This window comes from Alistipes intestinihominis (genome assembly GCF_040095975.1).
GTDB lineage: Bacteria > Bacteroidota > Bacteroidia > Bacteroidales > Rikenellaceae > Alistipes > Alistipes senegalensis.
Map to the genome: position 1 here is coordinate 219,424 of NZ_JBBMFL010000004.1, position 12,747 is coordinate 232,170.

Annotated in this window: 12 protein-coding genes; 5 read left to right on the forward strand and 7 right to left on the reverse strand. The window is 59.3% G+C overall.

Features of this window, described 5'->3' with window-relative positions; genetic code table 11:
• The first annotated feature begins 4 nt into the window (after positions 1 to 4).
• The 3 genes from WMO46_RS05440 to WMO46_RS05450 are packed head-to-tail and all read left to right on the forward strand — an operon-like array spanning position 5 to position 1,703.
• Positions 5 to 658, forward strand: a complete 654-nt coding sequence (locus WMO46_RS05440; protein WP_026076444.1) for a redox-sensing transcriptional repressor Rex — start codon at positions 5 to 7, stop codon at positions 656 to 658.
• Positions 651 to 1,235, forward strand: a complete 585-nt coding sequence (locus WMO46_RS05445) for an FAD synthase (protein WP_196016605.1) — start codon at positions 651 to 653, stop codon at positions 1,233 to 1,235. The genes WMO46_RS05440 and WMO46_RS05445 overlap by 8 nt, the downstream gene beginning before the upstream one ends.
• 54 nt (positions 1,236 to 1,289) lie before the next feature.
• Positions 1,290 to 1,703: an acyl-CoA thioesterase gene (locus tag WMO46_RS05450; RefSeq protein ID WP_026076443.1), complete on the forward strand. Its 414-nt coding sequence runs from the start codon at positions 1,290 to 1,292 to the stop codon at positions 1,701 to 1,703.
• 118 nt (positions 1,704 to 1,821) lie between these two features.
• Here the strand turns inward: WMO46_RS05450 and htpG are convergent, their stop codons facing one another.
• Entirely contained in the window at positions 1,822 to 3,882 is a 2,061-nt protein-coding gene (gene htpG, locus WMO46_RS05455) for a molecular chaperone HtpG (RefSeq protein WP_349093962.1), read from the reverse strand.
• A gap of 223 nt (positions 3,883 to 4,105) precedes the next feature.
• Here htpG and WMO46_RS05460 point away from each other — a divergent pair, with 223 nt between their 5' ends.
• Complete coding sequence (locus WMO46_RS05460; RefSeq protein ID WP_349093963.1) at positions 4,106 to 4,633, forward strand: nitroreductase family protein; 528 nt, start codon at positions 4,106 to 4,108, stop codon at positions 4,631 to 4,633.
• Between the two features lie 40 nt (positions 4,634 to 4,673).
• Here WMO46_RS05460 and WMO46_RS05465 read toward each other — a convergent pair whose 3' ends face one another.
• The 3 genes from WMO46_RS05465 to dnaE are packed head-to-tail and all read right to left on the reverse strand — an operon-like array spanning position 4,674 to position 9,839.
• Entirely contained in the window at positions 4,674 to 5,666 is a 993-nt protein-coding gene (locus WMO46_RS05465; RefSeq protein WP_129649778.1) for an aldose 1-epimerase, read from the reverse strand.
• Between the two features lie 2 nt (positions 5,667 to 5,668).
• On the reverse strand, positions 5,669 to 5,983 hold the full coding sequence (gene trxA, locus WMO46_RS05470; RefSeq protein WP_019150356.1) for a thioredoxin: 315 nt from the start codon (positions 5,981 to 5,983) through the stop codon (positions 5,669 to 5,671).
• Positions 5,984 to 6,026: 43 nt separating this feature from the next.
• Positions 6,027 to 9,839: a DNA polymerase III subunit alpha gene (gene dnaE, locus WMO46_RS05475; RefSeq protein ID WP_276759477.1), complete on the reverse strand. Its 3,813-nt coding sequence runs from the start codon at positions 9,837 to 9,839 to the stop codon at positions 6,027 to 6,029.
• Positions 9,840 to 9,997: 158 nt separating this feature from the next.
• On the opposite strand from dnaE, the gene WMO46_RS05480 reads away from it, so the two are divergent.
• Positions 9,998 to 10,207 carry a putative signal transducing protein gene (locus WMO46_RS05480; protein ID WP_019150354.1) on the forward strand — a complete coding sequence of 70 codons (210 nt, stop codon included), beginning with the start codon at positions 9,998 to 10,000 and terminating at the stop codon, positions 10,205 to 10,207.
• A gap of 99 nt (positions 10,208 to 10,306) precedes the next feature.
• Here WMO46_RS05480 and WMO46_RS05485 read toward each other — a convergent pair whose 3' ends face one another.
• Genes WMO46_RS05485 through WMO46_RS05495 form a run of 3 tightly spaced genes read right to left on the reverse strand, consistent with a single transcriptional unit; the run spans position 10,307 to position 12,729 of the window.
• On the reverse strand, positions 10,307 to 11,047 hold the full coding sequence (locus WMO46_RS05485) for an energy transducer TonB (protein ID WP_278965157.1): 741 nt from the start codon (positions 11,045 to 11,047) through the stop codon (positions 10,307 to 10,309).
• Positions 11,044 to 11,784, reverse strand: coding sequence for a shikimate dehydrogenase family protein (locus WMO46_RS05490; RefSeq protein ID WP_278965155.1), 741 nt, complete (start codon positions 11,782 to 11,784; stop codon positions 11,044 to 11,046). The genes WMO46_RS05485 and WMO46_RS05490 overlap by 4 nt, the downstream gene beginning before the upstream one ends.
• 3 nt (positions 11,785 to 11,787) lie before the next feature.
• Positions 11,788 to 12,729 carry a polyprenyl-phosphate transporter gene (locus WMO46_RS05495; protein WP_196016610.1) on the reverse strand — a complete coding sequence of 314 codons (942 nt, stop codon included), beginning with the start codon at positions 12,727 to 12,729 and terminating at the stop codon, positions 11,788 to 11,790.
• Between the last annotated feature and the right edge of the window lie 18 nt (positions 12,730 to 12,747).

Here is a 12,747-nt window from a genome sequence, read left to right on the forward strand (position 1 = left end):
AATCATGGCAACTTTGACCAACAATACGATCCCCGAGAAGACCATCGAGCGACTGAGCGAATACCGCCGCACGCTGCTCGCCAGCCACAAGCAGGGCATCACGCACATTTTTTCGCACGTGCTGGCCGGCATCCACGGCATCACGGCCGTGCAGGTGCGCCGCGACCTGATGCTGATCGGATTTTCGAGCGATACGAAGAAGGGCTACGACGTGCAGGTGCTGATCGAATACATCAGCCGGATTCTCGACAGCCCCTCGCCGATGAACATCGCGGTGCTGGGCATGGGCCACCTGGGGCAGGCCATCACCAAGTATTTCAACGGCAAGGGCCTCAAGCTGAAGATCACCGCGGCGTTCGATGTCGATCCCGAGAAGGTCGGCAAGACCATCGACGGCATTCCGTGCTACCACATGGATACTTTCGAGGAGGTGGTCGAAGACCGGGACATCTCGATCGTCATCGTTTCGTCGCCGACGAAGGTCGCCCCGACGCTCGTGCTGCCGATCATCAACGCCGGCATCAAGGGCGTGTTGAACTTCACCTCCACGCCGCTGAACTTCCCGCAGGGAATCATCGTCGAGAACTACGACATCACGACGCTGCTGGAGAAAGTCGCCTATTTCGTCAAAGAGAACGAGGAGAACAGCAATGCCTGAGAGGGAACAGCAGGGCGGCATACGGGTATTCCACGGTTTCGACGCGCTTCCGCGCTTCGTCCATCCGGTCGTGACCGTCGGGTCTTACGACGGTGTGCACCGGGGACACCGGGCGTTGATCGAGCGACTTATCGCCGAAGCCCGCGCCGCAGGGGGAGAGAGTATCGTGCTGACTTTCGAGCCGCATCCGCGCATCACGCTCGGCAGGGACGAGGGGCTGCGGCTGCTGACGACCCTCGACGAGAAAATCGCCCTGCTCGGAGAACTGGGCGTGGACAATGTGATCGTCATCCCTTTCGACCGGGCTTTCAGCGCCCTGACGGGTGCGGAGTTCGTCGAGGAATACCTGATCGGAAAAGTCGGCGCCGAAACGCTCGTCGCGGGCTACAACCACCGCTTCGGCCACGACCGGCTCGACTGCGACGCCCTCGCAGCGACGGGACGGCTGCGGGTCGTGAAAGTGGGACCGTGTACGGTTGACGGCGTACGTGTCAGCTCGACGCTGATCCGCCGGTTGCTGGAAGAGGGCAAGACCGAGGAAGCCGCCCGCCTAAGAGGCGCCCGCTTAAAAAGTTAGGGGATTGACCTGACCTGCGCTGCCAAACTGAACGCAAATAAAATAAGGAAAAATATGTTAAGCCACGATTGCCAGATACGGGTGTGGTACAAACACACCGATCAGATGGCCATTTGCCACCATTCGAACTACATCTGCTACTACGAAGCGGCCCGCAGCGAATTTCTGCGTGCGCTGGGCATGTCGTTCGCCGAGGTCGAACGGCGGGGCATCATGATGCCGATTCTCGAAGTGCAGTCCAAGTACCGCAAGCCGGCCTATTTCGACGAGCTGCTCACGGTGCGCATCATCCTTCGGGAAATGCCCTCGACACGCATCAATTTCTTCTACGAAATCTACAACGAGCGGGGCGACCTGCTGAATACGGGCATGACCCAGCTGGGGTTCATCCACAGCGATTCGCGTCGTCCCTGCCGCTGTCCCGAGTGGTTTCTCGACCTGCTCCGGAAAGAGTGGACCGAGGAGTAAACGCCCCGCTATGTTGAAAAAACGGACCTTCCGCGATGGAAAGGTCCGTTTCGTCTTATAGACTCAAAAAGAGCCGTGTCCCGGCGGGGACACGGCTCTGTCATTCGGCTCGGCCGGGTTATTTCTCGATCAGCGAGATCGACCGCTGGATGAAATCCGTGAGATTCTTGCCTTTCAGCATGCCGTTCGTGAGCAGGGCCAGATCGATGATCTGCTTGACGAGGCGGTTTTCGCCGCCGATCTCGCGCAGACGCTGGTTGCGCTCGTCGCGCAGGGTAACGACCTTCTTCGACAGCTCCTCGCGGGTGGACTTCTCCTCGGGAGTCAGCTCCTCTTCCTTCTTGCCCTTCACGACCTCGTCGAAACGCTTCTCTTCGGCCACGGCGGCGTCAATCTTCTTGGTGACGGTCCGGAGCTTGTCGCCATAGGCTTTCTCCACGTCGGCGAGAATGTCGATGACAATGGGGTGGTTGCCGTTTACCGCAATGGTGAAGTTGTCGGGCATCTGGCCGTAGAACTGGCTCATGCCTCCGCCGCCCATCGCAGCCATCTCCTTCATGCGGCGCATGAACTCGTTCTGGGTGATGACCACCGGAGCTTCGTCGGGCGACATGGCCTCGAACGAGATGTTGTAGTGTATCTTGTCGTCCTTGGGCATCTGGCTCTCGAACACCGGTTCCAACAACTCCTGCTGCGCCTCGGTAAGCGACATCTTGACGTTCTCCTCCTTCTGGATGAGCTTGTCGATGACATCGCTGTCCACGCGCACGAACCGCGTTTCCTTCTCTTTCGACTCATACCAGTTGATGTAGTGGCTGTCCAGCTGGCCGTCCATCACCAGCACGTCGTAGCCCTTGGCCTTGGCCGCCTCCAGCGAGGTGTATTTCGCCACGGGATCGTCCACGTAGAGGAACACCACGGTCTTGTTCTTGTCGGTCTGGTTCTCCTTCACCTTCTCGGTGTACTCCTTGGGGGTGAAATACTTGCCCTCGGTATTCTTCCAGAGCATGAAATCCGAGGCTTTCTCGGCGAACTTCTCGTCGGTCAGAATGCCGTACTGGATGAATACCTTCAGATCGTCCCACTTCGACTCGTAGTCCGCACGCATGGTGTTGAACAGCTCCTGCAAACGGTCTGCGACCTTGCGGGTGATGTAGCTCGAAATCTTCTTCACGTTGGAGTCGCTTTGCAGGTAGCTGCGCGACACGTTCAGCGGGATGTCCGGCGAGTCGATCACGCCGTGCAGCAGCGTCAGATACTCCGGCACGATGCCCTCGACCTGATCCGTGACATACACCTGGTTCGAATAGAGCTGAATCCTGTTCTTCTGAATCTCGAAATTGTTGTGGATTTTCGGGAAATAGAGGATGCCCGTCAGGTGGAACGGGTAGTCGATGTTCAGGTGGATCGAGAACAGCGGCTCGTCGCTCATGGGGTAGAGCTCGTGGTAGAACTCCTTGTACTGCTCCTCGGTGATTTCGGCGGGCTTGCGGGTCCACAGCGGCTCGACATTGTTGATGATGTTGTCCTTGTCCGTATCGACGTACTTGCCGTCCTTCCACTCCTTGACCTTGCCGAAAGCGATGGGCACGGGCAGGAAACGGCAGTATTTTTTCAGCAGACCTTCGATCTTCGACTCCTCGGCATACTCCAGCGCATCTTCCGAGAGGTGCAGTACGATGCTCGTACCGCGGTCGCGGGCCTCGTCGGTCTCCTCCATTTCGAATTCGGGGGTCCCGGTGCAGCTCCAATGCCCGCTCTTCGCTCCCTCGCGGAACGACCGGGTGAAGATCTCCACCTTGTCCGAGACCATGAACGCCGAGTAGAATCCCAGTCCGAAGTGGCCGATGATCGCCTGGTTCTTGTACTTCTCCATGAACTCCTCGGCACCCGAGAAGGCGATCTGGTTGATGTACTTGTCTACCTCCTCGGCCGTCATGCCCACGCCGCGGTCCGTCACGGTCAGCGTCTTCTTCTCCTTGTCCACGGCCACACGAATCGTCAGATCGCCCAGCTCGCCTTTGGCCTCGCCGATCGACGAGAGGGTTTTCAGCTTCTGGGTGGCATCCACGGCATTCGAGATCAGCTCGCGCAGGAAGATTTCATGCTTCGAATAGAGGAATTTCTTGATGACGGGGAAGATATTCTCCGTCGTAACTCCGATTTTTCCGTTTTTCATAGTGCTATCGTTGTTGTTGTATTTGATTTCCTGCCCTTCCTGCAACAAACGGTGTGCCAGCGAATTTTTTCTGCCATTCTGTCAGCCGGGGCTGACAAAACCTGTTTGGCGGCACGATTTTTTTGTACCTTTGCCGACATAAGACGCCGGTTTCAGCGCAGGACGGTCCCGGGTTTCGGAACCCGGTCCGCGCATCCGGCGGGAACCCGTAAATTCATCGACAATGGAAACATTCGATTTTCTGAAACTGGCGAAAAAGCGGTATGCCTGCCGCAAATACTCGGACAGACAGGTGGAGCCGGAGAAGCTGACCCGAATCCTCGAAGCGGGGCGCGTGGCTCCCACGGGCGCCAACCGGCAGCCCCAGCGGCTGGTGGTCGTGCAGTCGAAAGAGGGAATGGAGAAACTGGCGCGCTGCACGCGCGATTTCGGGGCTCCGACGGCCATCGTCGTCTGCGCCGACACCTCCGAGGCGTGGACCCGCAAATACGACGACAAGATGATCGGCGACATCGACGCCTCGATCGTCACCGACCACATGATGCTCTGCGCCGCGTCGCTGGGGCTCGACACGCTGTGGATCTGCATGTTCAAGCCCGAGGCCGTGCGCGAGGAGTTCGCGCTGCCCCCGCACGTGGAGCCCGTGAACATCCTGCTCGTCGGCTACGGCGACGGCACCCCGTCCGATCCCGACCGTCACGACACGCAGCGCAGGCCGCTGGACGAAACGGTTTTCCACGAACATTTCTGAAACGAAAAAGGGGATCGGCAACCGATCCCCTTTTTTCAACCTATTTCGCGTAAAGCCGGAACACCATGCGCCACGACTCGCCCGGGGCGATGGTCCGGAACCCTTCGGCCGAAGGATTCGGCAGATTCGGGGCGTTCGTGGTCCACGACTGCGGTTCGGGACAGCAGTAGGGCACCCGGCCCCCGTTGTTCCAGATCGTCCAGTAGGTCGTCTGGGAATCCACCTCGTAGAAGATCCGCGCACCCGTGCGCACGTTCTCGACCAGCGCCCCGCGGAACGACTTGCCATTCACGTCGATCTCTTTCAGCGTGAAGCCCGCTTCGATAGGGTCGCATTCGGTGACCCGGAGCCCGCCCTCGCGCAGCTTGGCGAATTGCTCCGACAGCGGCAGCTTGCGGCCCGTCGGGAGGTTGCGCTCGTTAAGTTCGACCTGCTCGCCGACGGCAACGCGCATCACGTAATCCGCGGCGTCGCCTCCGGCGAAGGGAATCGACAGCGGAGTGTGGAATCCCACGCCCACGGGCATCCGCAATTTGCTGCGGTTCGAGAACATCACCTCCTGCTCCAGCCCGTCGGCCGAGAGCCAGTAGGTGATCTTGCACTTGAACTCGTGCGGAAAATCGCGGAAAACGGCGTCGTTACCCGCATTGGCGTAGTAACGGCACTCGACCATCACCTCCTCGGCCGTTTCGCTGGCCTTCGAGACGATGAAAGCCTCGCTTTTGAGCACCCCGTGGTGGTAGTTGTGCTCTTTCTCGATAGTGATGGGGTACTGGTAGGTGCGGCCCTCGAAGGTGTAACGCCCGTCGGCGATGCGGTTGGGCGGAAACAGAATCGGCAGACCGAACACCTGCGGACGGCCCCTGAACACCTCGATCTCGTCGGCTCCGGGCGTGCGCAGGATCTCCGCGCCCAGCCGCGTATTGGCCAGCCGCACGAGGTTCGCGCCCATTCCGGGAACCAGCAGGGCCGTGTAGTCGCCCTTGGAGAATTCGACGGCTTTCAGGCCGTGGAAATCGACGGTACGCAGCATCCTCAGAACAGTTTTTCGATCTTCGCTTTCAAGGCGTCCTTCGAGCAGGCGCCCACCTGCTTGTCAACGACTTCGCCGCCTTTGAGGAAGATGATCGTCGGGATGTTCCTCACGCCGTACTTCATCGTGATATCGTCGTTTTCCTCGACATCGCATTTGCCGATGACCGCTTTGCCGTCGTATTCGGCGGCCAGTTCGTCCACGATGGGCGACATTGTGCGGCAGGGACCGCACCATTCGGCCCAGAAGTCGATGACTACCGGCTGGTCGCCTGCGAGCAGCCCTTCGAAATTCTCTTTGTTGATTGCCAATGCCATTGCTTTGTGTTTTTTGTTGATTATAATAGATTGGTATACGGTTCTATGCGATTGAATAGTTGATGTTGTTGTCCTCCAAATATCCGACCAAAGACTGCGTGAGGCTCACCTTGTGGCTCTTCGAGAAGAGGCGCAGCGAAACCTGCGCTTCGCGGTCGTAGACGCTCAGACGCAGCAGCGTGTCGCCCTTCGACTCGCGGACCTTCGCTGTCAGATCGCGGATCAGCATCTCCGTCACATCCTCGACCGGCAGCAGCACGACCATCTCCTTGATCATCGTGTCGCGCATCTCCTGCAACTGGACCATCGAGGTGATCTTGAACTCCAGCTCCTTGTCGTTGTAGGGCTTGGGCTGGACCTTGCCGCGAATAAAGAGGAAGTAGTCCGCGAAGAGGTATTTGCGGAAATTCTCGTAATCCTTGCCGAAGAGGGCGAATTCGTGGGCGCCGTTGTAATCCTCCAACTTGAACTTGCCCCACGGCTTGCCGGTCTTGGTCATCAGGTTCTGCACGCTCACGACCATTCCCGCCACGGCGATCTCCTGCCCCTTGATGGCGTCGAGATTCTCCAGCTCCGAGAGCTGGGTCTTGCACATGTGGTCGATGATAACTTTGTAGTCGTCCAGCGGATGCGCCGAGAGGTAGAGTCCCACCATCTCGCGCTCCTTCGTGAGCTTCTCCAGCTGGCTCCATTCGGCGCAGGCCGGAAGCACCGGACGCTGAATGTCCACATGTCCCTCGCCGCCGAACAGGCTTTGCTGGGCGTTGTTCTGCTCGGTCTGGAACCGCTGGCCGTAGCGCATCAGCTGTTCGATGAAGGTGATGCCATTGGCGTCGCGGGCATCCACGCCGAAGAACTTGCAGCGCGAGAAATCCGAGATCGAGTCGAAAGCTCCTGCGTAGGCGAGGTTTTCGAGACATTTGCGGTTGACCAGCGAGTAGTTCACCCGCTCGATGAAGTCGTAGACATCCTTGAACGGACCGTTGGCCTTGCGTTCGGCGATGATGCTCTCCACGGCAGCCTCTCCGACGCCCTTCACGGCGGCCAGTCCGAAACGGACATCGCCGGCCAAGTTGGCCGAGAACTGCCGCATCGACTCGTTGATGTCGGGCCCCAGCACGCTGATTCCCATGCGCTTGCACTCGTTCATGTAAAGCGTCAGCTGCTCGATGTTCGTGAGGTTTCGGCTCAGCACCGCAGCCATGTACTCCGAAGGGTAGTTGGCTTTGAGATAGGCGGTCTGGTAGGCCACCCACGAATAGCACGTGGCATGCGATTTGTTGAACGCATAGGAGGCGAATTTCTCCCAGTCGGCCCATATCTTTTCGAGCACCTTCGGGTCGTGGCCGTTTTTCTTGCCGCCCTCGATGAACTTGGGTTTGAGGTGGTCCAGCTTGTCTTTGAGCTTCTTACCCATAGCCTTGCGCAGCGTGTCCGACTCGCCGCGGGTGAAGTTGGCCAACAGACGCGACAGCAACATGACCTGCTCCTGATAGACCGTGATGCCGTAGGTGTCTTTCAAATACTTCTCCATCACCGGAATATCGTACTCGATGGGGCTGCGGCCGTGCTTGCGGGCGATGAAATCCGGGATGTAGTCCATCGGGCCCGGACGGTAGAGGGCGTTCATCGCAATCAGGTCTTCGAAGGTCGAGGGCTGCAATTCGCGCAGGTACTTCTGCATGCCCGCGGACTCGAACTGGAACGTTCCGACGGTGCGGCCCTCGCCGTAGAGCTTGTAGGTCGCCGGGTCGTTGATGATCGTGAAGTCGTCGATGTCGATCTTCACGCCCTTGGTCAGGCGGACGTTCTCCACGGCGTCCTTGATGATCGAAAGGGTCTTCAGCCCCAGGAAGTCCATCTTGATAAGTCCCGTGTCCTCGATCACCGAGCCTTCATACTGCGTGACGAGCATCTTTTCGCCAGTCTCCTTGTCGTCGGCCGTCGAGACGGGCACCCAGTCGGTGATGTCGTCGCGGCAGATGATCGTACCGCAGGCGTGCACGCCCGTGTTGCGGACGTTGCCTTCGAGCATCTTGGCATAGCGGATCGTGTCCCTCACCACGGGGTCGTCCGACTGCTCGGCGGCTTTCAGTTCGGGCACATAGTCGATGGCGTTCTGCAAATTGAGCTTCTTGTCCGGAATCTTGTCGGGAACCAGCTTGCAGAGGCGGTCCGACTCCGAGAGCAGGAGCTTCTGCACGCGCGCAACGTCCTTGATGGCCAGTTTGGTGGCCATCGTACCGTAGGTGATGATGTGCGCCACCTTCTCCTTGCCGTATTTCTGCGTCACCCAGTTCAGCACGCGGCCGCGGCCGTCGTCGTCGAAGTCCACGTCGATATCGGGGAGCGAAATACGGTCGGGGTTCAGGAAACGCTCGAACAGCAGGTCGTAGGCGATGGGGTCGATCTGCGTGATGCCGAGACAGTAGGCCACGGCCGAACCTGCGGCCGAGCCACGGCCCGGTCCCACCGAAACGTCCAGTTCTTCGCGTGCGGCGCGGATAAAGTCCTGCACGATGAGGAAGTAGCCCGGGAAACCCATCGTCTTCATAATGTGCAGCTCGAACCGCAGCCGCTCTTCCTGCTCCTCGGTCAGATGTTCGCCGTAGCGCCTGTGTGCGCCCTCCATCGTCAGCTTGGCGAGGTAGTCGGCCTCGAACTTGATGCGGTACAACTTGTCGTACCCGCCCAGTTTTTCGATCTTTTTGCGGCCTTCCTCCTCCGACATCACCACATTGCCGTTCTCATCGCGCGTGAATTCCTCGAAGAGGTCCTGTTCCGTGAGCCGGGCGCGGTACTCCTCCTCGGTGCCGAACTCCTTGGGGATCTCGAAGTTGGGCATGATCGGCGCATGGTCGATCGAATAGCACTCGACCTGATTGCAGATGTCCACGGTCGTCGCCATCGCCTCGGGGTCGGTTTCGCCGAAGATTGCAGCCATCTCGGCCGTCGTTTTCAGCCACTCCTGCTTGGAGTAGAGCATGCGCTTGGGGTCGTCGAGGTCCTTTCCCGTCGAGAGGCAGATCAGACGGTCGTGCGCCTCGGCGTTATCCTCGTCCACGAAGTGCACGTCGTTGGTGCAGACCATCCGCACGTTGTGCTTCGCGGCCAGTTCGCGCAGGTGTTTGTTCACATGCAGCTGCATGGGGTAGGCTTCGTGGTTGGCCCGCTCGACGGTGGCTTTGTGCAGCTGCAATTCGAGATAGTAATCGTCGCCGAAAACTTTTTTGTGCCACAAGATCGACTCCTCGGCCTTTTCGAGGTCGTTCGCCGTGATGGCGCGCGGCACCTCGCCGGCCAGACAGGCCGAACAGCAGATCAGCCCCTCGTGGTACTTCTCCAGCTCCACGCGGTCCGTTCGCGGACGCATGTAGAAACCCTCGGTCCACGCTTTCGAAACGATCTTTATCAGGTTGTGATAGCCCTTGAGGTTTTTGGCCAGCAGGATCAGGTGGTAACCGCTCTGGTCGGGTTTTCCCTCCTTGTCGTGCAGCCGGCGGCGCGCCACGTAGACCTCGCAGCCGATGATGGGCTTGAAAGCCAGTTTGCGGCGCAGCTCCTCCAACTGCCTCTCGCACTTGGCGATCTCCGCAGCGGGGTCTGCCGAAGCCTCCGTACCGTCTTTGAGGGCGGCGATCCGGGCCTCGCATTCGGCGGCCTTGTCCTTGAATTTGCCCTTGACCTTCTTGACGTAGTTGTAGAACTCCTTGATACCGAACATGTCGCCGTGATCCGTCACGGCGATGCCGGGCTGACCGTCGTTCATGGCCTTGTCCACGAGCCGCTGGATGCTGGCCTGTCCGTCGAGAATCGAATATTGGGTATGTACGTGAAGATGTACGAATTGCGTCATAGCTGCGTCGCTGTTAATATAGATAGTATAAGCCTATCTAGGCAGGAGGTTTATCCTTTTGCAAAGGTAGCCTTTTTTCCGGTAATTTCTATGGCAGGACTCTTGCATTTTATCAACAAAATGCTTAACTTTAGATATCCAACCAAAACCGGAAAATTATGCAAGACGACACGCTGGTTGTACTGGCGGAGTACAACACCATCACAGAGGCCGAAATCACCAAGTCGATGCTCGACAGCGCCGGCATCTGGTCCATGATCCGCAACGAATACATGTCGGCCATCTATCCGATCGGCACCATGCCCGCCCAAGTCGTCGTCCGCGAGGAAGACTTCGAAAAGGCCCGCACGATGCTGCGCCACAGGTAAGGGAATAAAGAAAAGGCTTCACGTTTGCGGTGAAGCCTTTTTATATGATCGGATAGCGCCGGAACCGTCGGCCGCCCCTAAAACCGGCTTAGAAGCCGGTCAGTGGCTTTCGGGGATGTAATTGCAGCGGAACTGGTAGGCCATGCGCTGGGGTACACCGCGAACCTTGCGGGGCGTCCATTCGCCCCGGCTGTTGCGGATCACACGGATCACCTCCTTCGTAAGACGCTCGTCAGGCGATTCGACGACATCGCCGATGGTGATCTTGCCGTCGGGCTCGACGTAGAAGCGGACGTGAACCACGCCGCCGACGCTCCTGAACCGGTCGTCGTAACGCACGCGCGTGCGCACCCACTCGAAGAAATTGGTATTCGGGTCCTCGCCCTGGAAAAGCAGGGGATCGGGGTCCTGCATGCGGACGATCTTCTCGACCGGCAGCCGCAGCGTCAGCCGCAGCGTATAATCGACCTTGCGGCCCGCGGCATCCACCGCAGGCATCCAGCCTTCGAGGTGTGAAAACGCCTCGGTCATCGCCCCGCGGGTCGCTTCGCTGGCGGGCGGAAGATCCGTGCGGTCACGCCCCTCGGAGGCGTTGTCGCGGAACCGCCATTCGCTGATGCCGCCCGTGCTGTCCACTTTGAACGCCACCGCTACTCGCATCGAGATCTCGGCGGCGGGAATCCGCCGCTCCACGGCGACCTTTTCGAACTCGCCCACGAGGCGGCGCATGAAATACTCCACGTCCGCACCGTTGAATTTGGGCGGCGTCAGCTCCTGCTGGGCGAAAGCCCCGGTCCAGAGAGCCGCAAACAGAGCGGCAAGCAACAATTTCATTTTCATCGTTCGTTCCAGATTCGCCATGCCGCTTCGGCCTGCCCGACGAACATCGTCCGGCCGTTCAGCACATGGGCCCCGCGCTGCTGCCCGTAGGCGAGGAACTGCGTCAGGGGCGGATTGTACACCAGGTCCAGCATATAGTGCTCCGGTGTGACGTAGCCGTAGGGGATGCGCGGGGCGTCATCGATGCGGGGATAGGTGCCGACGGGCGAGGCGTTGACGATCAACCGACTCTCCTCCACGACTTCGCACGGCAGGTTGTCATAGGTGTAATTGCCTTTCGATGCGTCGCGCGAAACCAGCGCGAAGGGAATGTCGCGTTCGGCGAGGGCGTACTGCACGGCCTGCGAAGCGCCTCCCGTGCCGAGAATCAGCGCCGACGAAGGCTGTTCGCCGCCCAGCAGTTCGTCCAGTGCGGCCCGCAGGCCGACGATGTCAGTATTGTAGCCCGTGAGGCTTCCGTCCGCCGCACGGCGGATGCAGTTGACGGCCCCGATGGCCTGCGCCTCGGGCGACACGGCATCCAGAAAGGCCATCACCTCGCGTTTGTAGGGAATCGTGACGTTCAGTCCGCAAAGCTCGGGCAGACGCTCCAACAGAGCGGGCAGCTCCCCGATCGAGGGCAGTTCGTAGAGGGCGTATTCGCAATCGCCCAATCCCTCCCGGGAAAATTTTTCCGTGAAGTAGGCCGCCGAGGCCGAATGGCCCAACGGACGACCGATCAATCCGAAACGCCGCATGGTCTATTCCTCCTGTTTTTTGACGATCATGCGGGCGACGAGCTCGATGCCGTAAATAACCAGAAATCCCACGATGCCGAGCAGAATGGCCTGCACAAGCAGCGAGGGTTGCCCCGTGAGCTGTTCGAAAGTTCCGGGGGCGATGTTGTTCTGCACGAGCGGCTGCGCGACACCGTGGCTGTCGAGATAGGTCTCCACGGTCTCCTTCCACGGCCACACCTTGTTGAGCGACCCGACCATGAAACCCATCAGCACGGCCACCGTAACGTCGTGCCAATGTTTGAGCAGCCACGACAGCAGATGCGAAAACGAGATGATGCCCGCAGCGGCTCCGATCACGAAAACCGCGATGACGGGAATATCGAACTCCCCGACGGCGTGCATGATATACTGGTATTTGCCCAGCAGCAGCAGGATGAAAGCTCCCGAGATGCCGGGGAGAATCATGGCGCAGATAGCAATGGCGCCCGAGAGCATCACGAACCACCAGTCGTCAGGCGTTTCGGCGGGCGTTGCGACGGTGATCCACCACGCCGCGGCGGCCCCGACGGCGAAAGCCAGCACGGTCCGCCAGTCCCAGCGGCCGATCTGTCTGGCGACGAGCAGCGCCGAAGCCACGATCAGTCCGAAGAAAAACGACCAGATGGCAATGGGGTGGTTCGTAAGCAAATAGGTCATCAGCCGCGCCAGCGAGAAGATCGCAACGGCGATGCCCAGCAGCACGGGCAGCAGGAAGCGGCCGTTGATATGGCGCCAGAACTCGGCCAGACGGAAGCGGAGCAGCAGCCTGAGAGCCGTGGCATCGACGCTGCGGATCGAATCGAGCAGCTCCTCGTAAATACCTGATATAAAAGCGATCGTGCCGCCCGAAACGCCGGGAACGACATCGGCCATACCCATGGCGCACCCTTTGAGCGCAAGTACGATGTACCGGGAAAATTTCATAAATCTGTCTGCGTGTTT